This window comes from Clostridium sp. UBA4395 (genome assembly GCF_002390995.1).
GTDB lineage: Bacteria > Bacillota > Clostridia > Clostridiales > Clostridiaceae > Clostridium_J > Clostridium_J sulfidigenes.
This window is the reverse complement of the sequence record NZ_DGRF01000054.1, coordinates 110279-135070: the sequence shown is the minus strand read 5'-3', so window position 1 is coordinate 135070 and position 24792 is coordinate 110279. Positions and strand designations below refer to the sequence as shown.

Below are 24792 nucleotides of genomic sequence, written 5' to 3'. Positions count from 1 at the left end.
TATATATAAGTGTTTAAGAATATCACATAATTTAATACATAAAGATATTTAGGATACGTAATAAAGTTTTGGAGGAAATATGAAAAAGAAATATTTAATTCCTTTATTCATAATACTGTGTATGTCTTCAATATTTATAGGGGTTCAAAATATAAGTATTACAGATATAATGCAATGGAACTACAGTAAGATGAATATAATAATTTTAACTAGATTGCCGCGGCTTATTAGTATAGTGGTAGCTGGAGTAGGAATGAGCGTTGGTGGAGTTATAATGCAGCAAATTAGTAATAACAAATTTGTTTCTCCAAGTACAGCAGCTACCGTAGACTCAGCAAAGCTTGGGGTACTAGTTTCTATGCTACTATTTTCATCAGCAACTTTGATGCAAAAGATGATAACAGCATTTATATTTGCCCTTTTGGGAACATTTGTATTTATGAAAATACTTAAAACCATAAAAATGAAAAATGTTGTATTCATACCTTTAGTGGGAATAATGGTAGGAAATGTTATAGGGTCTATGACAGATTTCTTTGCTTATAAAAACAATTTAATTCAAAGTATGGGAACTTTTCTCCAAGGAGATTTTTCCATGATTATAAAGGGAAATTATGAGCTGCTCTATTTGACTATACCATTATTAATATTAGCACTTTTGTATGCTAATAAATTTACTATTATAGGAATGGGAGAGGATATCTCATCAAATTTAGGGATTAACTATAATAAGGTTGCCAATATTGGAGTTATAATTGTTGCATTGATTTCAGCTTTAGTAGTAATAACTGTTGGGAATATACCTTTTATAGGATTAATAGTTCCTAATATAGTATCTATATTTAAAGGGGACAATCTTAGTAAGAATATTTGGGATACAGCTTTGTTTGGGGCAATATTTGTACTAGCATGTGACATTATAGGTAGACTTGTAATTCATCCCTATGAAGTACCTATAAGTCTTACTGTAGGAGTTACAGGAAGTATTATATTCCTTTACCTGATATTTAGGAGGAATAGAAATGAAGGATAATATAGATAAAAAGAAGTTATATATACTTGGAATAGTTGCATTATTTGTTATTGGCTTATTTTTATTTGAAGGATTAAATGGTAGAAACTGGGATTACAACCTATCAAAGAGAATACCTAAGGTTATAGCTATAGCAATTACTGGAGGGTCAATAGCCTTTTCTTCTATGATATTTCAGACAGTAACAAATAATAGAATCCTAACGCCAAGCATACTTGGACTTGATTCCTTATATATGTTTGTACAAACCATATCCGTGTTTTTATTCGGAGCATCAAGTATATTTATGATAAACAGAAATGTGAATTTTATGGTTTCAGTTACCATAATGTTAGTTGGAACTTTAGTTCTTTATAAAATATTATTTAAGAAAGATGGAAATAGTAATATATTCTTTTTGCTATTGGTGGGAACAGTATTGGGAACCTTGTTTAAAAGTATGACATCTTTTATGCAAGTAATAATTGATCCAAATGAATTTGAAACATTACAAAGTAAAATGTTTGCTAGCTTTGCTAATGTTAATACGGATATATTGTTAATATCAGTAATAGCCTTACTAATCATTTTTGTATTATTTTATGATGATGTAAAAAAATTAGATGTTATGCTTTTGGGAAGAGATCAAGCTATAAACTTAGGAATAGATTTTGATAGATTTTCTAAAAAAATATTAATAGTTGTAGCAGTATTAGTATCAATATCTACAGCTTTAGTTGGACAAATAACATTCCTTGGATTATTGGTGGTTAATCTATCTTACCAGTTTCTTAATACATATAAACATAGTTATCAAATAACGGGAAGTATATTGATAAGTATAATTGCTTTAATAGCTGGACAATTCATAGTTGAAAGAATATTAAATTTTGGAAGTACAGTAAGTATAATAATTAATTTTATTGGTGGAATTTACTTTATATATCTTTTAATGAAGGAGGGAAAATAAATGATAGAAGTTAGAGGTATAGTTAAAAAATATGGAGATAATCCAGTAGTAGACAATGTATCTTTAAACATAGAAAAAGGTAAGATTACTTCTTTCATAGGACCTAATGGAGCAGGAAAGAGTACTTTACTATCAATGATATCTCGTATTATGAAGAAAGATGAAGGCGAAGTTATTATAGATGGTAGGGAGTTAGAAAAATGGGACACTAAGGAACTAGCTAAAAAAATAGCTATACTTAAACAATCTAACAATATAAATGTAAGATTAACTATAAAGGAAATAGTTAGCTTTGGACGTTATCCTCACTGCGAAGGTAGACTGACAAAGGAAGACACAAAGTATGTAGATAAAGCCATAGAATATATGCAACTTAAGGATATTGAAGATAGATATTTAGATGAGCTTAGCGGTGGACAAAGACAAAGAGCATATATTGCTATGGTAATAGCTCAAAATACAGAGTATGTACTATTAGATGAACCATTAAATAACTTAGATATGAAACATTCAGTACAGATGATGAAAGTATTAAGAGGACTAGTGGATGATCTTGGGAAAACTGTAGTGATAGTTATGCACGACATAAATTTTGCATCAGTTTACTCAGATAAAATAGTTATTCTTAAAGATGGAAAGATAGTTAAGGATGATATAACTGATGCCATAATATCAAAAGATGTTTTAGAAGACGTATATGAAATAGATTTTCACATAAAGAATATAAACGGAAACAACATCTGCGTATATTTCTAAGTGAGACCCAAAATCTATGATTTGGCTGGTCGAACTTAAGTGACCATTTAAATCTATGATTTCTATAACAATAAAGTATAATTTCTTCTTAAATTAAAAATTAAAGAAATTTATTATAAATAAATATTAATATATAAGGAAAATATTAATTGGATATAGATGAAAGGAATAGGTGAAACAAATGAATAAGAAAAAAATCAATATAATAGTAGGAGTTGCAATAGTTGCTTTAATTGGTGTGTTTGCAGCTACAAAACTTGGTAACAAAGATAATGAAGGGGAAAAAGGCGAAACTATAAAAATAATACATACTGCTGGAGAAACTGAGGTACCTAAGAATCCAGAAAAAGTAGTAGTATTAGACTATGCATCTTTAGATATTATGGATTCATTAGATATAAAAGGATTAGTAGGATTACCAAAGAAAAACCTGCCAACTTATCTTTCAGAATATAAGGAAGAAAAATATACAGATTTAGGTGGATTAAAAGAATTTAGTCTAGAAGTAATCAATGAGATCAAACCGAATTTAATAATAATTGAAGGTAGACAAGCTGATTATTATGAGGAACTTTCTGCTATAGCTCCAACAATACAATTAGGAACAGATACTACAAAGTATTTAGAGTCATTAGAGTCAAATGTAAACATAATAGGACAAATATTTGGGAAAGAAGATGCAGCAACATCTAAATTAAAAGAACTTAATAAAAGAGTTGAAGAAGTAGGCAAAAAAATAAAAGAGCAAGGTTTTAATGCTTTAGCTACTATAATTACAGATGGTTCTATGAGTGTATACGGAGCAGGATCAAGATTTTCAATTATATTTGAAAAGTTCGGCTTTGTTCCAACAGATGGGAATATAGAAGTATCAAAGCATGGTCAAAATATAACTTATGAGTACTTGTTAGCTAAAAATCCAAACTATCTTTTTGTAGTTGATAAGTCAGCAGGAACAAGTGGATCAGAAGATTATTCAGCAGCTAAAGAAGTAATAGAGAATGAATTAGTAAAAACTACAGACACATATAAAAATGGAAATATAGTTTATCTAAATGCTCAAGCTTGGTATGTGGGTGGAGCTGGACTTCAAGCAGCAGATTTAATTATAGAGGATATGGAAGGTATCACAAAATAATAATTAGTAAAATAGAAAATAGCTATTTGACATTCTAAAAGTCAAATAGCTATTTTTATAGTGTGTTTAGTTGTTATAATACTGTCATCATATTAAAGTTAGTTATATAATGTAAAAATTATAATATAGAGTAGAATAAATTAATAAAGAGCATATTTATATAGAGAGGAGGTGTTTCTATGGAAAGTAGAAATAGTAGTAATTATAAGGGGATTGATATAAGTAGTTGGCAAGGAAATGTAAATTTTAAAAAAGTAAAAGACAGTGGGATAGAAATAGTTTATATTAAAGCAACGGAAGGTATAAGCTATGTTAATAATTATTTTTCTTCATCCTATAAAAATGCTAAAGAGCATGGTTTGAAGGTTGGATTTTATCACTTCTTTCTAGGAGGAATAGATCCTAAAGCTCAAGCTAGGCATTTTGTAAATACCATTGGAAATAGAGAATTTGATTGTAGACTAGCTATAGATATAGAACAGACAAATGGTTTAAATAAGACATCTTTAACAAGTGCAGCAATAATATTTTTAGAAGAGGTTAAGAGACTAACTAGTAAGGGTATCGTAGTTTATACCTATACTAATTTTGCAAGAACTAGTTTAGATAGTAGGTTAGGAATATATCCTTTATGGATTGCTGAATATGGGGTAAGCAAACCTGCTAGTAATCCAATATGGAATCAATGGGTTGGTTTTCAATTTTCAAGTACTGGACAAGTCCCCGGTGTAAGTGGAAATTGTGACCTAAATGAGTTCAATGAGGGAATATTATTAAATGGACAAAGTATACCAGAAAGTCCAAGTACAGATGATAATAGTAAAAATGATAAATACTATACAGTACAATCAGGGGATACTTTAAGTGGAATAGCAGAAAAATATAATACAACCTATCAAGTATTGGCATCTATTAATGGTATATCGAATCCTAATTTAATATATCCAGGACAAAAAATAATATTGCCAACAGGTAGTTCTTCAACAGGAGGTAATACCGGTAATTCATCCTATTATATTGTAAAATCAGGAGATACTTTGAGCGGTATAGCACAAGAATATGGAACTACAACTAAAGTTCTAGCTAGTATTAATAATATATCAAATCCAAATTTAATATATCCAGGACAAAAAATAGTATTACCATCAGGTAGTTCTTCATCTAAAGGTAATACTAGTAGTTCATCCTATTATACTGTAAAATCGGGAGATACTTTAAGTGAGATAGCACAGCGGTTTGATACTACTACTTCAACTCTTATTAAGCTTAATAATATATCAAATCCAAATTTAATATACCCAGGACAAGTGATAAAAATAAAGTAAAACACCCTTAATGAGAAAAAGAGACTGTTGCAGAGTGATTTTTAATCTATTCTGCACAGTCTCTTGTATTTGAAATTTAATCTATAACTTATTAGTTGGAATAAAAAGTTATTATATTTATATTAAACCTTGTTTTTCTAAAAATTCTCGGGATACATCATTAGGTTCCATCTGTAGTTCATCAACTTTATAATTAAGTTCCATCATGATGTCATCATTAAGGATAGTTGATAATTGTTCCAATAGAGGAATTATTTCTGGATACTCTTTAAGAGTTTCACCTCTAACTATAGGCATAGCATAATAGGGTGGGAAAAAGTTCTTATCATCTTTTAATGTCTTTAATTTAAATTTCTTTAGCAATCCATCTGTTGCGAAGGCATCTACCACATCTATCTCTTTGCTGATTAAAGCAGTGTATCGTGGAGAACCATCAAGGCCTATAGAATCTTTAAATGAAAAATTGTATTTTTTGCTTAGTCCAGGAAGACCATCATCCCTGTTTAAGAATTCTAAGGTAGTTCCAGATTTTAGGTTAGTAGCAATGAGTGAAAGATCACTAATACTTTCTAAATTATATTTTTCAGCTGTTTCTTGTTCAACAGCTAAGGTATAAGTATTATTAAACTCCATTTGTTTTAAAACTTCAATATCAAATTTTTCTTTGAAATCATTTTTTACAGTAGCATATACTTTTTCCATATCACTTATAGGAGGATTGCCTAAGGTATCTCCATAAGCTGTCCCACTATATTCAATATATAAATCTATGTCATCAGATTTTAGAGCAGAAAAACATACTTGAGTGCCACCAAGATTTATTTTACGATTTACTGAAATATCAGTATTTTCTTCAATTAAATCTGAAACCATGTGGCCTAATATCATTTGTTCACTAAAATCTTTACTCCCTACAGTAATTACTTTTGAGTTAGTATTAACATTAGTAATTGCAGAAAATATAAATATTAGAATAATAAAAATACTTGAGATTGCTAATATTCCTTTTTGCATTTTACGAGTTTTCATGAAATCTTTTTTTGTATTAGACTTAACCTTTTGTAAACTGATTGGAGTTGTTAGTTTTTCAACAATACTAGCTAGAAAATCTACAGCTAAAGCTAGTATACATGCTGGGATTGCACCAGCTAGTATTTGATTATTATTCACAGTTCTTATTCCTGAGAATACAAGGTAACCTAATCCACCGGCACCTATAAAGGCAGCAATGGTCATTAAGCCAACAGCAGTAACAGAAGAAATTCGAACTCCAGCCATTATAACAGGGAGAGCTAATGGAATTTGAATTTTTGTTAGAATTTGAAATTTTGTCAATCCTATTCCTTTTGCGGCTTCAATTGTCTGTGGGTTAATATTAGAAATCCCAGTATAAGTATTTTTGATTATAGGCAACAAGGAATATAGAATTACTGTTGTAACTGCAGGGCGAGTTCCTATACCTAAAAATGGTATGGAAAATCCTAATAAAGCCATACTAGGTATAGCTTGAATAATATTTGCTGCTCCAAGAATTGGTTTATTTAACTTTTTGACATAGGAAATTAGAATTCCTAGGGGAACACCTATTAAAATTGCTAGGCCAACTGAAATTGAAGTAAGTCTGATATGCTCAATCAATAATGATATAATTTGTGTTTTATTTTGTAAAATGTATTCTAAAATATTCATATTACTACGCCTCCTCTTCTATATATTGTTGACTTAGCGTTGTAACAAGACTACTTTCAGTAATCAATCCGATAAGACTGCCACTATCATTTAAAACAGGAACTGTTGAAATATTATTCTCATTTACAATTTTTAAAATATCAATAATAGTATCATTTGGAGAAACATAAATATAATTATTGTTAAGAATAGAACTGACTTGAATTGATTTATCATCAATTGATCGCATTTGTTTTGCCTTTACTATTCCTTGCAGTTTTTTTGATTTGTTATCAACAACCATTAAGCTATCAACTTTGTATGAACGCATCTTTTCTATACATTTAAATATTGATAGGTCCTGAGAACAAGTTATAGGATTTTCTATCATAATATCTTCAGCTTTAATAAATTCAGGAGATGTCCATATTCTTTTTTTACCAACAAATTGTGATACAAAATCATTGACAGGATTTTTTAATATATTTTCAGGTGTATCGTATTGAATAATTTTACCTTTATCCATTATGCACATCTTATCTGATATTTTTATAGCTTCATCCATATCGTGAGTTACAAATATAATAGTTTTCTTTAGGTTTGATTGTAAATTCACAAGTTCATCTTGCAAACTTGAACGTGTAATTGGATCAAGAGCTGAAAATGGCTCGTCCATTAATATTATATCTGGATTAGTGGCAAAGGCTCTTGCGACACCTACTCTTTGTTGTTGCCCTCCACTTAGTTCTACAGGGTATCTATTAAGAAATTTATCACAATCAAGTCCAACCATATCCATTAAATTATATGTTTGTTGTGTAATATCTTTAGGATTTTCATTTTGAACTTTTGGTATTAGTTCAATATTTTCTCTTATGGTCATATGAGGAAATAAACCTGTTTGTTGAATAACATAACCCATATTTCTTCTAAGATCTATTACATTTTTAGTGCTAATATCTTCATTGTTAATATAGATTTTACCAGAAGTTGGTGTTATGAGACCATTTATCATTTTTAGTGTAGTTGTCTTTCCACAACCACTTTCACCTATAATAGCTACTAATTTACCTTTTTCAATCTCAAAAGAGACATCAGAAAGAACAGTAGTATTTTTAAATTTTTTTGAAATATTCTCGAATTTTATCAATGTAAATCCTCCTTTGTAAAGTAACAACCTAATTATAAATGCAAGTTGTTACTTTGTCAAATTCAAAAAAATAAACTACCGCAAAAATATCTTAATCTTAGTTCATATACTAGCAAAGATTAATAAATTATTTTCTGATAGTTTAATTAATTTATATTAAGTTTATTACACACAATTTAAATTAGGGATATAGATATTTTTTAACACGCTCAATGCAATTTTCATCTCCAACAAAATAAAATATATCATTTTCTCGAAAAACTGCGTATGGTCCTGGTGACATAAGTAAAGAGTCGTTTCTTCTGATTGCTATTATTGTTGCTGAGGTATTATGCCAAAAGTTTATATCAGATGCAGATTTATTAATATAAGGTGTAGCAGATGTTATTTCTACTTGAAATGGCGTAAATGGATTTACAGATCGCAATCTATCAGTTTTATCTATTAAATCAGAAAGACATCCATATAAGAATTTTATTTCTTTTTTTTGTCTGTCAACACTATCAATAATATCTTGTTTTAGATTACTTATAGTATTAATATCATCATGTTGTTTAACAAATTTTATAGCATTTTCGTAGGACTTTATAGTAACTCCACTACCTTTGGAAGTATCCACAATATTTAAGTCTGATAATACACAAATAGCACGCCTTGCGGTTTCGGATGAGACACCATACTGACTTGCAAGAGAAGATCTTGCGTAAATCTTATCACCAATTTTATAATGACCATCAACGATTTTGGCTGCAACATCGGCAGCTATTTGTTGATATCTAGGGCTTGTTATTTTAAATTTATTTTCCATAATAATTCTCCTATAACTATAATAATAACAAAATTAAATATATCATATTTAATTTTAAATTAGTATATATTAGTACAAATAAAATTAGTATTTCACTTTATTATAATGAATTGACATAGAATATAATAGTGATATACTTTAATTAATACCACCTATAAACGTTTACACTTTGTAGGAAATAAGCTACTTTTAAAAGTAATAATATCTTAAAGAATATGTTAAAATTAATTTTAATATTTTTAGATATGATATTATTATAGAGTATATCCTAATATATTGGAATAAAAGACTAGAATTAATAAAAAATTAAAATTTTGTAGAAAATATATTTTGAAATTTTAGTATTTTGTATTATAATAACATTATAGAACAAATTTTTTATGCTATATATTAACAATTTAATATATAATTAGTTTCATTTAAAATTTCCCTATAATTTTAAAAGAACTAGACATTAAACAAGACACAGACAGAAAAAGTCTACCATATAGATGGTAGGCTTTTTCTGTTTTTGTCTTGTTTATTAAAGATAAAGATTTAAATTATTAAAATAGAAAAAAATAATTGATAAAATATATTGAAATTAATTGTTGGTTATTATAATGTATACATATTAAAATGATTATCTCTATAAGGATTTAGGAAGGGAGTTACTATGAATAAGTGTAAAAAGTTTATATGCGTATCTGTAGGGTTGATATGTTTTACACTTGGAGCGATAGGGATTATATTACCTATACTCCCCACAACACCATTTTTGCTGTTAGCCTCTTTTTTCTTTGTAAAAGGGTCTGAGAGATTTGATATTTGGTTCAAGAACACAAAGATATATAAAAAACACCTAGATAGTTTTGTAAAGGAAAAAGCAATGACTTTAAAACAAAAGATGACTATATTGTTATTTGCTGATTTTATGATGGCATTTCCACTTATAATTTTAGATAGTTTAGTTATAAAATGCATTATTGTTTTGATGATAATAATTAAATATTACTATTTTCTATTTGTAATAAAAACTATTAATAATTAATAGTTTTAAACTTCAATTGACAAGTTGGTAAATATATATATAATTATAAGTATAATAGCTAAATGCAAAGAAAAGGAAAGTAACTTTAAGAATACTTATACAGAGAGCTTTCATTGGTGAGAAGAAGCAAAGGATATTAAAGAGAAAATGGCCTTGGAGCAGTGCACCGAGATTTAATATTAAGGCTGCAACGGGTTCACCCGTAATAGTGATAGAGTATAACTATAAACAGGATTTTTATGAGAAATTTTATCTATGTACTAGTCGTGGAATAAATTTCATGTAAGCAATTTTAATTATAGCGTACTTGAAGAGATTTATATTGTGAAATGTAAATGAAGTAGGATGGTAACACGAAGTTTTAACTCTCGTTCCTAAGATTAATTTCTTAGGAGCGGGAGTTTTTAGTTTTACTCCAAATTTATAATTTGGAGAAGTGAAAATTAAATAGTATAAGAGGAGGAGAGTAGAATGAATATTTTAATTGGAGGGGCATGGCCATATGCCAATGGTTCATTGCACATAGGACATATTGCAGCATTATTGCCTGGAGATGTTATAGCTAGGTATTATAGAGCAAAAGGGGATGATGTATTATATATCTCAGGAAGTGATTGTCACGGAACCCCTATTTCTATTAGAGCAAAAAAAGAGGGTGTATTATCAGAAGTTATAGCTAATAGATATCATGAGGAATTTAAGTATTGCTTTGATAAGTTAAATTTCAGCTATGATTGCTATTCAAGAACTGATGATAATCAGCATAAAGAAGAAGTAAGAAGGATAATTATAAGTCTATATGAAAAAGGCTTAATATATGAAAAAAAAGTAAGTCAAGTTTATTGTGAGGAATGCAAACAATTTTTACCTGATAGATATGTAGAGGGAGTATGTCCGCATTGCAATAGTATTGCAAGAGGTGATCAATGTGAAAATTGTTCAACACTTCTAGATCCTTTAGAGTTAAAGGATAGACAGTGTAAATTATGTGGTAGTAAGCCAGTAGTAAAATCTACTAAACAACTATACTTTGCATTATCTACTTTTGAAAAAGGACTTAGAAAGCATTTAGAAAGGTCTAGAAAAAACTGGAGAATAAATGCAGTAAATAGTACAGAAAGATACTTAAATGAAGGTTTGAAAGATAGAGCTATTTCTAGGGATTTAGATATAGGAATAGATATACCAATTAAAGGATTTGAAGATAAGAAAGTATATGTATGGATTGATGCGGTATTGGGATATTTAACTGTAAGTGAGAAGTGGGGAAAAGAAAATAATAAAAATTGTAGTGATTATTGGAATAGTAGCAGTATTTCATATTATATTCATGGAAAAGATAATATACCATTTCATACAATCATACTTCCAGCATTATTAAGAGGAACAGGACCAGAAAGAAATCCAGATAAGGTTATTTCTAGTGAATATGTGACTTTAGAAGGAAAGAAAATATCAACAAGTAATAACTGGGCAATTTGGGTACCAGATATAGTAGATAGATATAATAGTGACTTAATAAGATATTTCTTTATTGCAAATGGACCTGAAAGAAGAGATGCTGATTTTACTTGGAGGGAGTTCATAAATAAAAATAATGGTGAATTATTGGGAGCTTATGGAAACCTAGTTAATAGGACTTTGGTATTTGTTAAGAAGAATTTTAATAGCAAGGTACCAAAAGGAAAAGTTGAAGAGTCAATTAAAAGTACTATAGAAGAATTATATAAAAATATTGGGGAAAATATAGAAGAAGGAAATTTAAAATCTGGCATAGAAAGAATATTTACATTTATACGAAGTATAAATAAATATTTTGATGAAGAAATGCCATGGATTACCATAAAACAAGATAGTAAACAATGTGAAAATACTATTTATAATTGTTTATATGCTATTGTAAACCTAGCAAATCTTCTAAATCCATTTTTGCCAGAGTCCTCAGAAAAGATTAAAAGTTGGTTTTATTGTGAAGAAAATAGGTGGAAAGAGATTCAATTAAATTCAGGAGTAAATATAAGTAATTTTCATGTTTTATTTGAAAGACTAGATAAGAGTATTGTTGATGAAGAATTAAGTAAATTAGAACAACATGGCAAAGATATTAAATCCACTTAGTGTCCATTAGCAAAACATTTTGGAATGTTATGATATAATTTATATGTTAGTGTATTATTAAAATTTTTGATAACTTCTTTTGTAAGAATAGTAACTTATATTTTGCTATAGTTTTATATTTATGAGTTGGGAAGTGGGGATAAAATGGTGGGTAAATATAAAGTAGTAACTTTATGTGGAAGTACGAAGTTTAAAGAGGATTTTATAAAAGTTCAAAAGGAGTTAACTCTTCTGGGGATAATTGTAATATCAGTAGGATTATTCGGCCACGCAGATGGTGAATTTGGAACTATAATTACAGATGAAATTAAAATCATGCTAGATGATATTCATAAAAGAAAAATTGATATGGCAGATGAAATCTTTGTTATAAATAAGAATGGGTATATAGGCTCTAGCACTAGAAGTGAAATTAAATATGCGAAGGAACATGGCAAAAAAATAGTTTATTTGGAGCCTAATTATGAATAATTACTAATGAAAATAAGATATTTAGGAGTGAGTTTATGTTATTAGAGGAAGTAGATAGCATTATATTTGATTTAGACGGAACTATGTGGGATTCATTAGATGCGATTGTAGAAATATGGAATGAAGCTATAAAGGATTTTAATGATATAGATGCAATAATTACAAAGGAAAAATTAAAATCAGTAGTAGGGGCACCAGTTATAGACATAGTAAAGACTCTTCTTCCAAATTTACAAGAGGAGCGAGCAATTGAATTTATGAATTATTGTTGTAAGAAAGAAAATGAATATTTACCGCTTCATGGAGGAATACTTTTTCAAGGTTTAGAAGAAACCTTAAAGAAGCTTTCACAAAAATATAAGCTATTTATAGTTAGTAACTGTCACCACGGTTATATAGAAGCTTTTTTTCATGCTCATAACATGAAAAAATATTTTATAGATTTTGAACATCCAGGAAGAACGGGACTTACAAAGGGTGAAAATATAAAACTCATAATTAAGAGAAATAATTTAAAGAATCCTATGTATGTTGGTGATACACAAGGGGATAGAAATGCAGCTAGGTTAGCAGGAATACCTTTTGTGTATGCATCTTATGGATTTGGGAATGTGGAAGATTATGATTATAAAATAGATAGGTTTCCAGAACTAGTAGACATGTATTTTAGACAATAAAAAAATATATAATCCCAATGAAAATATATAATTTTTTCATTGGGATTAGTTTTTAATATTATTATTCTAATTAGTTGAATTTTTATTTATATTTAAGCAAACAATAACTCCAATGGACATACAAATAAGTATGAGTAAAGATGATATTTCAGTAGATATAATATCAGATGTGCTTATTAAAGTTAATAATTTTGATTGAATATTTACGTCAAATCCTAAAAGCATAGAAATAGATGAGACGATGGTAACTATTAGAGATAATACAGATAATCCACAGATTATTCCGGTAATTATACGAATTAAATTTTCTTTTCTTTTCATATAACTGTTATTTAGATAAGTTTAAAGTATTATCTAAAATCCTCCTTGCCTTTAAGTTGTAAAATAATTATAACATTTTTTTAAACAATATTAAACCTATGAATATAATATAAGTAATTATACTATGATGGGGAGGGAATTATGGATTATATAGTAGTGTTAGAAAGGCTTATAGTAGGCGTTATAGTAGGGGGACTTGTTGGATATGAAAGGGAATTTAAAAATAGTCCAGCAGGATTTAGAACTCATATATTAGTATGCTTAGGAGCTACAATTATTTCTTTAATAACAGAGTATGATATAGAAAAAATGATGATTATCGCTCAAAATCCTATGTATGCTGAAGTTATAAAAGTTGATATAGCTAGATTAGGAGCTCAGGTTATAAGTGGTGTTGGATTTTTAGGAGCTGGTACTATTTTAAGAGATAAGGGATCGGTAAGAGGGTTAACTACTGCCGCAACTCTTTGGATTGTGGCATGCTTAGGTTTAGCGGTAGGAAGAGGACTTTATGCACTATCCTTAACAGCAGCCGTAATCATATTTATAATACTAAGCTTATTTAAAAAAGCTGATAGAGTTATACAAAAAGATACAAAGTGGAGAATAAGGTTTAGGAAAAAAGAAAAAGAAGATGAAGTTGATGAAGATTATAATATTACTGAAGGAAAAAATAGTGAGGATGTTATAACTTTATACGAGAAAGTAAATGAGCCAATAAGTAGAGAGTAGTCTCTACTTATTGGCTTATAATATTAGTATTAACCACCATAAGTAGTATTAACCACCATAAATAGTATTCCACCAGCTTTCATCTGGTTTACAATCAGACATAAGTCCCTCTGCAACCCAAGTATTACCTTTTTTACTATAAAATATATATAGCCACCTGACGGTTACACCTTTATCGAAGGCTGAATTTCCTGGTTCTTTAACGTTTATTTCTAGTTCGTAATAAGCTTTATTATTTCTTACTTCAGCATTACGTATTTTTACATAGTCAATATCTATTTCATCCCATATTTTTTGACCTTCTTCCAAAGTAGCACTTTTAGAAGAATTAACTGTGTAATTGTAAATGAAGGAATATTCTTTGTTTATCATAGCATTCATATATAAATTACAAAATTCTTCAGCGGAGCTAATATCATGGTTTATAGAGGTAGAATCATTAGTTTGTAGTGAATGAGAATCTAAATTTTGTGGATTATAATATTTTTTATTTGGTAATATTTCTGTCAGTGGAGTAAAAATAGAAACAAGCCATTTTTTATTTTTATTTATTAGCTTAATTTTTCCTTCTAGATTTTGCTTTTCCTTGTATCCATCATTATATATTATATTAATATCAGCATTATATTTGTAGTAAGCTTCGGTATCATTATCACTAGAAATTTTATCAAGAATAATGTTAGATATGGTAGTGGTGTATTCATAGTCCTTAGCCATTTTTATAGAAGATAGGGGAAATCTATTTAAAATAAGTTCATCACCTAATTGAGAAGTAATAGAATCACCTATATTTTTTAAACAAGCTTCTCTAATTTTAGTTTCATCTTCAGGAGAAAGTGTAACAATACCTGTCTCCCCATTACAAGGAGCACGTCCTTCAAGAGAACTTTCAATAAGTTTAGAAAGTTGATCTGCTAAAGTGCGGTCTGAAATATTATAGTAATTTTCTATGAAAGATTCTGCAACGGCTTTATCAGGAGAAGGATTTACTCTTTCACAAGCAATTAGGGATGATATAACTATGCTAAAGAAAAGTATAATACATAACAAGGAGATACCATTAAGCTTTTTCTTTCTATCAAAAATATTTTCAAATCTTTTTTTCATGTTATCTACCCTCCATTAAAATTGGTTGAAAAAGTATTAACCATTATTATCACTTCTACAAATGTAGTATATAATTATATTCTACACTTGTAGAAGGTTTGCATCAAGGAATAAATGTAAAAATACATAAAATTTGTAATTGAATTTATGTATTAAAAGGTATGTTATAGAAAAGAAAAGTCGGGAAACTAATTATTTTTATAATGTACAATTTGAAAAAAATAATTGAATATATTTACATAAAATATAATAAATGTGATATAATTGATATTAATAAAAACTGAGAGATTGTCAGGATATAATTTTGCGTTTATTATAAAAATTATATTTATCTAAATATTTGAATTAACAATAACTTTATGGAGGTTATAGTATGAAAAAAACTGCAATTTTAACTATAAGTGATAAAGGTTCTGAAGGACAGCGTATAGATGAGACAGGGCAAGTGTTAAGGGAGTATTTAGAAAAAAATAAATATATAGTCCATTATTATAAAATTATATCTGATGAAGTTGTAGATATAAAAAAAGAACTTATATATGTGTGTGATGAATTAAATATACCCTTGGTAATTACTAATGGAGGAACTGGATTTTCAAAGAGGGATGTAACTCCAGAGGCAACTTTACAAGTTATAGAAAAGTATGTACCTGGTATTGGAGATTTTATGAGAATGAAGTCTATGGAAATTACACCAAGAGCTATGCTATCTAGGGGAATTGCAGGCATTAGAAAGAATTCTCTAATTATAAATCTACCAGGAAGTCCTAGAGGTGCTAAAGAGAATATAGAATTTATTTTACCATCTTTAGATCATGGACTAAAGATTTTATCTGGAGAAACTTCAGAATGTGCTAGGAGTGAAGTTGATTTATAGGGAGTATAAAGGGAGGAGTATTTATGGAAGATTCCCATGGACGTAACATAAATTATTTAAGAGTTTCTCTTACGGATATGTGCAATTTAAGATGTATGTATTGCATGCCAGAAGGAAAGTGCAATCAAAATTATGTTAGTTCGAAAATGTCTATAGAAGAAATAGATTTAATTATTAGAATATTTGCTGAATGTGGTGTTGAGAAAGTTAGATTTACTGGTGGAGAACCGTTGATTGTAAAGGATATTTCTAAGATTATATATAATGCATCCCAAGTTAAAGGAATTAAAGATATATCTTTAACTACTAATGGCATATTTTTGAAGGATAAAATAGATGAATTAAAGAAGGCAGGGTTAAATAGAGTAAATGTTAGTATGGATACATTAAAGGAAGACAAGTATGAAGGAATAACAGGACGATCATATCTTAAAAAAGTTAAAGAAGGTATAGAAGTATGTTTAGATAATGGCATTACTCCGGTGAAAATTAATGTGGTGCTTATGAAAGGTATAAACTTAGACGAGGTTGATGAGTTTATTAAAATTGCAGAGAAAATGCCTATAGATGTGAGGTTTATAGAATTAATGCCTATAGGAGCAGGTACAGAGTTATTTAAAAATCATTTTATACCCTATAAGGATATAGTAGAGTCACATCCTAATCTTATACCTGAAGATCATAGAGTATCTTCAACGGCAGAACTTTATAAAAGTAGTAAGGGAAAAGGGAGAATTGGATTTATTAGTCCTATAAGTTGTAATTTTTGTAGTGAGTGTAATAGGGTTAGATTAACTGCTGAAGGTGGAATTAAGTCTTGTTTGCATGGTGAAGAGGAAATTAATATTATATCAGATGTACGAGATTTATTTAAAAAACATAATTTATCATACTGTGATTTACGAGAGAGTAGAGAATATAGTATTCTTAAGAAAAAGATTTTAGGAGCTATGTATAATAAGCCATTAGGACATAGACTATCTATGGAAGGAAAAAGTAGAAGCAATAAGCAAATGTTTCAAATAGGAGGATAACTTATGATTAAAGATGTTCAAATAGATGAAGAATTCACTCATATAAATAAGCAAGGAAGAGCTAGAATGGTAGATGTTAGTGAAAAGAAAAAGACAGATAGAGAGGCAATAGCCTGTGGTTCTATTTATATGAAGAAATCTACTTTAGAAAAAATAGACAAAGGGGAAATTATAAAGGGAGATGTACTTTCTGTAGCTCAAGTGGGTGGGATAATGGGAGCAAAGAAAACTTCAGATATAATTCCCATGTGTCATTCTATCATGATGTCAGGGTGTGATATTACCTTTCAGCTAGATCATGATAAAAGTAAGGTAGATATAATAGCTACAACTAAAACAATAGGGGAAACCGGTATAGAAATGGAAGCTTTAACAGCGGTATCCATAGCAGCATTAACTATATATGATATGTGTAAGTCAGTAGATAAATCAATGGTTATAAGTGATATTAGACTACTTCGAAAGATTGGTGGAAAATCTGGAGAGATTAATTATTTTTAAGGTTAGGAGAAGATGGATATGGCAAAGGTTATTAGTATAAATATAAGTACTGAGAAAGGGGGTATAAAAACACCTATAAAAAGAGGTTTCTTTAAGATCGACTTCGGATTAGAAGGAGATGCTCATGGTGGTAATTGGCATAGACAAGTTAGCTTGTTAGGAGATGAAAGCATAGATAAGCTTAGAGGAAAAATAAATAAAGAATTAGTCCCAGGAATATTTGCAGAAAATATAACAACACAAGGAATAACTTTATATGAACTACCCATAGGAACAAAGCTTTCCATTGGGGAAGTTATTATGGAGGTGACACAAGTTGGAAAAGAATGTCATAAGGGCTGTGAAATAATGAAGACCACAGGTGAGTGTGTTATGCCTAGAGAAGGAATTTTTGCTCAAGTATTAGAAGAAGGATGGATAGAACCTGGTGATGAGATTTCTGTAATTAAGTATTGGAAAGCTTGAGTTAAATTATAAATAGAATTTGTCAATATAGGAAGACTATGATAGTATATAAGAACATAAGAAGCTGTATATATTATTTTATAAAGTGAATCTTATGTATCAGAACTATAGTAACGAATGGAGGAAATGAAGTTATGGGTAATTTACCTAATTGTCCAAAATGTAATTCAGAATACACTTACGAAGATGGAAGTATTTTTGTTTGCCCAGAATGTGCTCACGAGTGGGGAGTACAAGCTGAAAATGAAAATAATGAATATATTAATGTTATAAAAGATGCAAATGGAAATGTGTTACAAAATGGTGATTCTGTAACAATAATTAAAGATCTTAAAGTAAAAGGTGCTTCATCATCAATAAAAATAGGAACGAAAGTAAAAAATATACGTTTAGTTCGTGATGCATCTGATGGCCATAACATTGATTGTAAAATTGATGGTTTTGGAGCTATGAGTTTAAAATCCGAATTCGTTAAAAAAATATAAGCTATAATTAACTCTACAAAAGGAAACTTCCATGAATTATATGTAGTTCATGGAGGCTTTCTTTTTTTTATTTTAATCTAAATACTACGGTAACAGGATTATGATCAGAGTATTTTAACATGGGAACTATGGACAGAATAAAAAGATTATATTAAAAACTTATTTATAGAATTCTCTATGACTACTTCTGAGAATGCAATATTAGTACTAGTTGTTGCATATGGAGATACTTCATTAATAAATTCTTCAATGTCACTTAAATCTTTAACTGAAAGTTTAACTAAAAAACAACCATCCCCAGCAATTCTATAGCACCATTCACTATGATTATAGTTTTTAATATAATTTTTGAATCGCTCATATTCACCATTTTTCATGGTGATTTTTATTATACAATCAATGGATAGACCAAGATTCTTTTTATTTATAGTAATAGTATAGCCTTCTATTATTCTGTTATCTTCAAGTCTTTTTACTCTCTCTGTAACAGAGGATGGAGATAGGTTAATTCGCTTTGACAACTCTCTTATGGATAATCTACTATTTTTTTCTAATTCGGATAGAATCATTACATCAATTTCGTCAAATTTCATTTGAAATATTTTCTCCTTTTTAATATTTTGTATGATATATATATAGGTTTTATTATATGTCATATGAAATACAAAATTCAATTTTATTTATATATAATATTAATAAAATTAGATTTGATTAATAAAGGAGAGATATTATGACAAAAATAAATTTTTCAAATGAGGGGATAACGCCATTTGAACAACTACTTGGATATAACAGTGAGATAATGAAAGGTTGGACTAATTTAGAAATAAGTTTTTTAAAATCTAAAACTTTTGGTTATGAATTAAAAGAAGAAGTAAGACGTACTCTTGCTTTTAACAATGGATGTAAATATTGTATGGCAAAGGGAAAGCCTTCTGAAGATATAGAGGATAAAAACATAAGGATGGCAACGAAAATTGCAGATATGATTTCAAAGAATATAGTTTTAACAGAGGAGACTTTTAAAAGTTTAAGAGAACTATTCAGTGAAAAAGAAATCTCAGAGCTTTTTGCACTAATTTGCTTTTTTACAGCATCTCAAAGATTCGGAGCATTGCTTGATTTGGAACCTAGCTGTGCAATATATATTTAGAAGGGCTAGTTCAAGATAAGTTAGCCGATAAGTATTGACAAAGGGGCTATTTTAAATTATAAATAGCCCCATATTTATCTATGAAAATATTTATATATTAATATATAAAAATCTAAATATTATCACCTCATACAAATCATAGTCTCCTACCTTAGGGTCTAGTCAAAAAAAAGTTTATATTGTAAAATAAATGTCTAGTTTTAATAAAGTTTTATTTTATTGTATAATTAAGTGGAAAGTTTTAAGAATTAAAAATAACTATAGATATAAGTAAATTTATTTAAGTAAGAGAAAATAAGTAAGGTGTGAGAGACGTGGCTAAGGTTATTATTGCGGAAAAACCATCCGTGGCAAAGAATATTGCAGAAGCTTTAAATATAAAAATTAGAAAAGATGGATACTTTGAGGGTGAGAATTATTTAGTTACATGGGCGTTTGGTCACTTATTACAACTATATGATGCTAAAGATTATGATGAAAGCATGAAAGAATGGGAATTTTCTAAATTTCCATTTATACCTAAGAAGTTTAAATATAAGATAAAAAGTGATTCCCTTAATAGAAATGTTACTGATAAGGGAGCTGAGAAACAGCTTAGCATTATTAAATCACTTATAGATAGAGAGAATGTAGATGGAATAATATCCGCCACAGACTTTGATAGAGAGGGTCAGGTTATAGCAGATGAATTATTTATATATTTCAATGAAGAAAAGCCTGTATATAGACTTCTTTTAAATGAGTGGACTCCAGATGAAGTAAAAAAGGGTATGGAAGCCTTAAAGCCTAATATAGAAATGAAGTCCTTACAAGATGCTGGAATAGGAAGGCAATGGGCAGATTGGGTTATTGGGATAAATCTTACATCTGTGGCAACTTTGAGATATAAATTTGAAGATGTTAAGATGCTAAACATAGGAAGAGTGTTATTGCCAACTCTAAAGATAATATATGATAGGGATATGGAAATTGAAAACTTTGTGGCTACTACTTATTATAAGTTATCGGCTACCTTTAAGACTAAGGCTAACGAAGAGTACGAAGGTCTATATTATGAAAATGATTCAGAAAAATTTGAGGAAAAGTCTTATCTAAGTAATATAGGAAAATTACTACAAGGACAAAGAGCGGAGATAGTTGATAAGCAAACAGAGAAGAAAAGAGAATATCCACCTTATCTATTCAATTTATCAAATCTTCAAGGTCATATTACTAGTAAATTTAAAGGGTGGACTTCGGATAAGGTTTTAAAGGTTGCCCAGTCTCTTTATGAAAAAAAGTTTATTACTTATCCTAGAACTGCCAGTATTGTCCTAGAAGAAAGCTTAGAGGATAGAACAAGGAAGGTTTTGGAGAATCTTAAAAAGGGTCTACCATACGAAAATCAAATAAAATTTGCAAAAACTAAAAGGGTTTTTGATAATTCTAAGGTGGAGAGTCATAGTGCTATAGTTCCAACTTATATAAAACCAAGCGGCCTTAGTGCTGATGAAGCAATTGTTTATAATGCAGTGAAAAATAGATTTATAATGCAATTTATGCCTATTGCTGAATTTGAGGAAACAAAAATTAAGGCTAAGGTTTATGATGAAAATATTAAAGGCGTATTTGTTTCCAAGGGTAAAGTTCAAATTGTTGAAGGCTGGCGTGTGGTAGAAAAGATAGAAACTAAGGACACTATACTTCCTTTAGTTATGGAAAAGGAAGTAGTTGATATTGTAGGAAATAAAGTTAATACCGTAACAAAGAAGCCACCTAAAAATCATACAGAAAAGACTTTGCTAAGGGTTATGGAAACCTGTGGTAAGAGTTTAGGAAAAGAAGAAAATAATGATGAGGATGAAAACTCAACAGAAGATAATTCAGAGGAAACTTCAGAAGAATTAATGAAATCTATATTAAGTGGTTTTAGTATTGGAACACCAGCTACTAGAGCTGAAACTATTAAAAAACTTAAAGATATAGGATATATTACTACTAAAGGAAAAAACCTAACTTGTACAGAGTTAGGTAGGACAATGGTAGAGATGTTCCCTGTAAGGGATTTGTTTGACTTAGAATACACCGGTAAGCTAGAAAAAACTCTATCGGATATAGAAAAAGGAACTGTAGAAAAGGACACCTTTATTAAGCATATTTATGATTTTACTAGTAAATCTGTGGAAATTATAAAAAAGGATACATCAATGTTATCTAAAATAAAGATAGAGCTTTCTCCTGGGACGGTCAGTGTAGGTAATTGTCCTATATGCGGAAATCCAGTAGTGGAAGGAGAAAAAGGCTTTGGATGTAGTAACTGGAAGAATGGTTGTAAATTCACTATTTGGAAGAATGATAAATACATTGAATACTATGGTAAGAAGGTTACAAAAGAAATGGTAGAAATACTTCTTAAAAATGGCAAAGTAGGATTTAGAAATTTGAGAAGTAAGAAAGGAAATACCTTTGCTGCTTATCTTAGATATGAAAAGAATGAAGAAACAGGTTATTTAAGTTGGAAGATGGAATTTATTTAAAAAGATAAACAAGAAATTATATTTAAACTACAGATAATTAAAGTAGATTAATTATCAATTGATAATACATTGTGCAATAAAGTTATTGAGAAAACTCACAAATTAAGGGTAACTGAGTATTATAATAATATATTTTATCTGGTGTATGGCCATATTATTGTTGATTTTGGATATTAAGGAAAAAGATAATAGTGGTTGAACATTAGACTAAAGTCAATTGATAATGGAGGAAATTTATGGAGGAAAGAACAAGTATAGGTGTAGGAGTTAGTAAAAATACAATCTTAGTTAATGCCATTTTAGGAATAATCAAATTATTGGCAGGGATTATGTCTAGTAGTAATGCTATGATTGCAGATGGTATCCATTCTTTTTCTGATGTAATTAGTACTATAGGAGTAATAATAGGACTAAAGCTCTCTAATAAACCTGATGATAAATGCCATCCTTATGGACATGAAAGAATTGAAAGTATTTCTTCTTTGTTTTTATCTATAATGCTTTTTGTGGTTGCTATATCTATAGGATATTCCGGTATTAAAAATATTGTTTTAGGAGAAATAAAAAATCCAGGAATCCTTGCTATTTGGGCTGCTATATTGTCTATTATCGTTAAAGAGTGGATGTATTTTTATACAATAAAATGTGCTAACAAAATAAATAGTTCTGCTCTCAGAGCAGATGCTTGGCATCATAGATCAGATTCTTTTTCTTCAGTGGGAGCTTTAATTGGAATAATTGGAGCTAGAATGGGATGCCCAACTTTAGATTCAGTAGTTGCCATAGTTATTTGTGTTGTAATTATAAAAGTAGCTTGTGATGTATTAAAGCAAAGTGTAAATCAATTAATAGATACTTCTGCAGATGAAGAAATTATAAGTGATATCAATGAAAAACTTCAGACTATTGAGGGCGTAAGACATATTGACAGTATAAAAACGAGACAACATGCAAATAGAGTATATGTAGATGTAGAAGTGTCTGTAGATTCAAAACTTACAGTAGAAGAAGGACATGACATAGCAATAAACATACACCATGGTGTCGAAAAAAATCATAATATTAAGCATTGTATGGTTCATATTAATCCTTATAAGTATAATTAATATGAACATTAAACTAAAAGAATGAATTATATTTAACTTAAATAATTTTTTTGCTTAAATAAGAGTAAAAATACTATATGCAATATAATTTTGTATTGCATATAGTATTTTTTAGTAAGGGTTACGTTTAATTATATTCTATTTAAGTTCAAAAGATTGACAGTCTGTACATTCAACTACTGTAGGATTTTCTTCATGAGTTCCTACTTTAATTTGATTTAATGTACAGTAGTTTTCGTTACGATTGTTGTACTTGCAGTTGTTGATTGTACATTTAATAGATTCATTTTTATCCATTTTAATTCACTCCTTAAAAAGTTTTTGTATTAACTACAAAATTAGTATGGCTTTTATATTTGTTATTATTCATTGTAAAGTTTCTTAAAAATATAAAAATTTATTTTGTAGTGTAATTAGAACCAAATTGAGAACGACAGAATTCTATGAAATAGCCTTGAGGGTGCAGACAAACAGGACAGGATTTAGGAGCTTCCTTCCCTTCATATATATATCCACAATTAGTACAAAACCATTGAATTGATTCATCACGTCTAAATAAAGTATCTTCTTCTAATTGCTTAGCAAAATAATTAAATCTATCTCCATGAACTTTTTCTACAGAAGCTATGTTGCTAAATAATGTGGAAATAGCATTAAACCCTTCTTCTTTAGCAATTTTAGAAAAATTACTATAAACATCATCGTATTCTTCATACTCATTGTGATGAGCAGCTTTTAATAGCTTTAGAGTTGAATCATATAAGTCTACAGGATATGCACCATTTCCTATTTCTATATTATTTCCAGCTTCTTCTTTTAATTTTTGATAGAATTGATTAGCGTGAGCCATTTCTTGGTTTGCAGTATAATTAAATACTTGCTCAATTATATAAAGTCCCTCTTTTTTTGCAAAACTTGCAGCAATAGTATATCTATTTCTTGCTTGACTTTCACCAGCAAAGGATCTCATTAAATTAATGCGAGTTTCACTATCTTTAAAATTCATTTTTATTACCTCCAAATTTTTAAATCTTATTACTAAGTTTCCAAAAGTAGAGTAATTTTATTCATAACTTTTAAAAGTAAGTTAAATCAAGAGTTAAATTGATACGAGAACATTATCAGAGTTAGATTATATAAGTTGAAATAGTATGTACTTAGAATCTGATAAAGATAAAGAGAGTATGAAGTAGAATTAAATGTTAATACAGTAGATATATGTACATTACTTCAATTTATAGACATTGATTTAAAATAGAGTGAAAGATATAATAAATCTATCTGTGGTTTTATATTTTCATAGCCAATGAAAATATGAAAAATTTACTACTGAGGGACAAAAGTAGTAATTAAAAATTTCAGGGAAGGTAGG

26 protein-coding genes are annotated in these 24792 nt (G+C 28.8%); 18 read left to right on the top strand and 8 right to left on the bottom strand.

Going from position 1 to position 24792, the window contains the following annotated elements; genetic code table 11:
• Window positions 1–79: 79 nt before the first annotated feature.
• From B2694_RS10315 to B2694_RS10295, 5 genes are all read left to right on the top strand, one after another.
• Window positions 80–1033, top strand: coding sequence for an ABC transporter permease (locus B2694_RS10315; protein WP_346885660.1), 954 nt, complete (start codon window positions 80–82; stop codon window positions 1031–1033).
• A complete protein-coding gene (locus B2694_RS10310; protein ID WP_346885659.1) occupies window positions 1023–1982 on the top strand; it encodes an iron chelate uptake ABC transporter family permease subunit in 960 nt (319 codons plus the stop codon). The genes B2694_RS10315 and B2694_RS10310 overlap by 11 nt, the downstream gene beginning before the upstream one ends.
• Window positions 1983–2738 (top strand): ABC transporter ATP-binding protein, encoded by a 756-nt coding sequence (locus B2694_RS10305; RefSeq protein ID WP_346885658.1) that lies wholly within the window; start codon window positions 1983–1985, stop codon window positions 2736–2738.
• 181 nt (window positions 2739–2919) lie between these two features.
• Entirely contained in the window at window positions 2920–3876 is a 957-nt protein-coding gene (locus B2694_RS10300; protein ID WP_346885657.1) for a siderophore ABC transporter substrate-binding protein, read from the top strand.
• A 179-nt stretch (window positions 3877–4055) separates the two neighbouring features.
• Window positions 4056–5201 (top strand): LysM peptidoglycan-binding domain-containing protein, encoded by a 1146-nt coding sequence (locus tag B2694_RS10295; RefSeq protein ID WP_346885656.1) that lies wholly within the window; start codon window positions 4056–4058, stop codon window positions 5199–5201.
• A 117-nt stretch (window positions 5202–5318) separates the two neighbouring features.
• Here B2694_RS10295 and B2694_RS10290 read toward each other — a convergent pair whose 3' ends face one another.
• The 3 genes from B2694_RS10290 to B2694_RS10280 form a co-directional block, all read right to left on the bottom strand.
• Window positions 5319–6890: a glycine betaine ABC transporter substrate-binding protein gene (locus B2694_RS10290; protein ID WP_346885655.1), complete on the bottom strand. Its 1572-nt coding sequence runs from the start codon at window positions 6888–6890 to the stop codon at window positions 5319–5321.
• 4 nt (window positions 6891–6894) lie between these two features.
• Entirely contained in the window at window positions 6895–8019 is a 1125-nt protein-coding gene (locus B2694_RS10285) for an ABC transporter ATP-binding protein (protein WP_346885654.1), read from the bottom strand.
• A 181-nt stretch (window positions 8020–8200) separates the two neighbouring features.
• Window positions 8201–8827 (bottom strand): TrkA C-terminal domain-containing protein, encoded by a 627-nt coding sequence (locus B2694_RS10280; protein ID WP_346885653.1) that lies wholly within the window; start codon window positions 8825–8827, stop codon window positions 8201–8203.
• 655 nt (window positions 8828–9482) lie between these two features.
• Between B2694_RS10280 and B2694_RS10275 the strand changes: the two genes are divergently transcribed.
• The 4 genes from B2694_RS10275 (at window position 9483) to B2694_RS10260 (ending at window position 13123) form a co-directional block, all read left to right on the top strand.
• The gene (locus tag B2694_RS10275; RefSeq protein WP_035129974.1) at window positions 9483–9857 is read left to right on the top strand and encodes a YbaN family protein; all 375 of its coding nucleotides are present in this window, start codon (window positions 9483–9485) and stop codon (window positions 9855–9857) included.
• 471 nt (window positions 9858–10328) lie between these two features.
• A complete protein-coding gene (metG, locus tag B2694_RS10270) occupies window positions 10329–11975 on the top strand; it encodes a methionine--tRNA ligase (protein WP_346885652.1) in 1647 nt (548 codons plus the stop codon).
• A gap of 144 nt (window positions 11976–12119) precedes the next feature.
• Window positions 12120–12446 carry a hypothetical protein gene (locus B2694_RS10265; protein WP_346885651.1) on the top strand — a complete coding sequence of 109 codons (327 nt, stop codon included), beginning with the start codon at window positions 12120–12122 and terminating at the stop codon, window positions 12444–12446.
• 35 nt (window positions 12447–12481) lie between these two features.
• A complete protein-coding gene (locus B2694_RS10260; RefSeq protein ID WP_346885650.1) occupies window positions 12482–13123 on the top strand; it encodes an HAD family hydrolase in 642 nt (213 codons plus the stop codon).
• Between the two features lie 66 nt (window positions 13124–13189).
• Here B2694_RS10260 and B2694_RS10255 read toward each other — a convergent pair whose 3' ends face one another.
• Complete coding sequence (locus tag B2694_RS10255; RefSeq protein WP_346847504.1) at window positions 13190–13444, bottom strand: hypothetical protein; 255 nt, start codon at window positions 13442–13444, stop codon at window positions 13190–13192.
• Between the two features lie 141 nt (window positions 13445–13585).
• On the opposite strand from B2694_RS10255, the gene B2694_RS10250 reads away from it, so the two are divergent.
• Complete coding sequence (locus B2694_RS10250; RefSeq protein ID WP_346885649.1) at window positions 13586–14176, top strand: MgtC/SapB family protein; 591 nt, start codon at window positions 13586–13588, stop codon at window positions 14174–14176.
• A gap of 48 nt (window positions 14177–14224) precedes the next feature.
• Here the strand turns inward: B2694_RS10250 and B2694_RS10245 are convergent, their stop codons facing one another.
• Window positions 14225–15283 carry a hypothetical protein gene (locus tag B2694_RS10245; protein ID WP_346885648.1) on the bottom strand — a complete coding sequence of 353 codons (1059 nt, stop codon included), beginning with the start codon at window positions 15281–15283 and terminating at the stop codon, window positions 14225–14227.
• 373 nt (window positions 15284–15656) lie between these two features.
• On the opposite strand from B2694_RS10245, the gene B2694_RS10240 reads away from it, so the two are divergent.
• The 5 genes from B2694_RS10240 (at window position 15657) to B2694_RS10220 (ending at window position 18645) form a co-directional block, all read left to right on the top strand.
• Window positions 15657–16160 (top strand): MogA/MoaB family molybdenum cofactor biosynthesis protein, encoded by a 504-nt coding sequence (locus tag B2694_RS10240; RefSeq protein WP_346885647.1) that lies wholly within the window; start codon window positions 15657–15659, stop codon window positions 16158–16160.
• Between the two features lie 23 nt (window positions 16161–16183).
• Complete coding sequence (gene moaA, locus B2694_RS10235) at window positions 16184–17194, top strand: GTP 3',8-cyclase MoaA (RefSeq protein WP_346885646.1); 1011 nt, start codon at window positions 16184–16186, stop codon at window positions 17192–17194.
• 21 nt (window positions 17195–17215) lie between these two features.
• Entirely contained in the window at window positions 17216–17695 is a 480-nt protein-coding gene (gene moaC, locus B2694_RS10230; RefSeq protein ID WP_346885700.1) for a cyclic pyranopterin monophosphate synthase MoaC, read from the top strand.
• A gap of 18 nt (window positions 17696–17713) precedes the next feature.
• Window positions 17714–18160: an MOSC domain-containing protein gene (locus B2694_RS10225; RefSeq protein WP_346885645.1), complete on the top strand. Its 447-nt coding sequence runs from the start codon at window positions 17714–17716 to the stop codon at window positions 18158–18160.
• 134 nt (window positions 18161–18294) lie between these two features.
• Complete coding sequence (locus B2694_RS10220) at window positions 18295–18645, top strand: zinc ribbon domain-containing protein YjdM (RefSeq protein WP_346885644.1); 351 nt, start codon at window positions 18295–18297, stop codon at window positions 18643–18645.
• Between the two features lie 146 nt (window positions 18646–18791).
• Here B2694_RS10220 and B2694_RS10215 read toward each other — a convergent pair whose 3' ends face one another.
• Window positions 18792–19238: a winged helix-turn-helix transcriptional regulator gene (locus B2694_RS10215; protein ID WP_150845698.1), complete on the bottom strand. Its 447-nt coding sequence runs from the start codon at window positions 19236–19238 to the stop codon at window positions 18792–18794.
• A gap of 137 nt (window positions 19239–19375) precedes the next feature.
• On the opposite strand from B2694_RS10215, the gene B2694_RS10210 reads away from it, so the two are divergent.
• The 3 genes from B2694_RS10210 (at window position 19376) to B2694_RS10200 (ending at window position 23420) form a co-directional block, all read left to right on the top strand.
• Entirely contained in the window at window positions 19376–19798 is a 423-nt protein-coding gene (locus B2694_RS10210) for a carboxymuconolactone decarboxylase family protein (RefSeq protein ID WP_150845699.1), read from the top strand.
• A gap of 314 nt (window positions 19799–20112) precedes the next feature.
• The gene (locus tag B2694_RS10205; RefSeq protein ID WP_346885643.1) at window positions 20113–22314 is read left to right on the top strand and encodes a type IA DNA topoisomerase; all 2202 of its coding nucleotides are present in this window, start codon (window positions 20113–20115) and stop codon (window positions 22312–22314) included.
• A 236-nt stretch (window positions 22315–22550) separates the two neighbouring features.
• Window positions 22551–23420, top strand: coding sequence for a cation diffusion facilitator family transporter (locus B2694_RS10200; protein ID WP_346885642.1), 870 nt, complete (start codon window positions 22551–22553; stop codon window positions 23418–23420).
• Between the two features lie 138 nt (window positions 23421–23558).
• Here B2694_RS10200 and B2694_RS10195 read toward each other — a convergent pair whose 3' ends face one another.
• Window positions 23559–23717 carry a DUF1540 domain-containing protein gene (locus B2694_RS10195; protein WP_084178046.1) on the bottom strand — a complete coding sequence of 53 codons (159 nt, stop codon included), beginning with the start codon at window positions 23715–23717 and terminating at the stop codon, window positions 23559–23561.
• Window positions 23718–23817: 100 nt separating this feature from the next.
• On the bottom strand, window positions 23818–24426 hold the full coding sequence (gene rbr, locus B2694_RS10190; RefSeq protein WP_346885641.1) for a rubrerythrin: 609 nt from the start codon (window positions 24424–24426) through the stop codon (window positions 23818–23820).
• Window positions 24427–24792 lie beyond the last annotated feature (366 nt).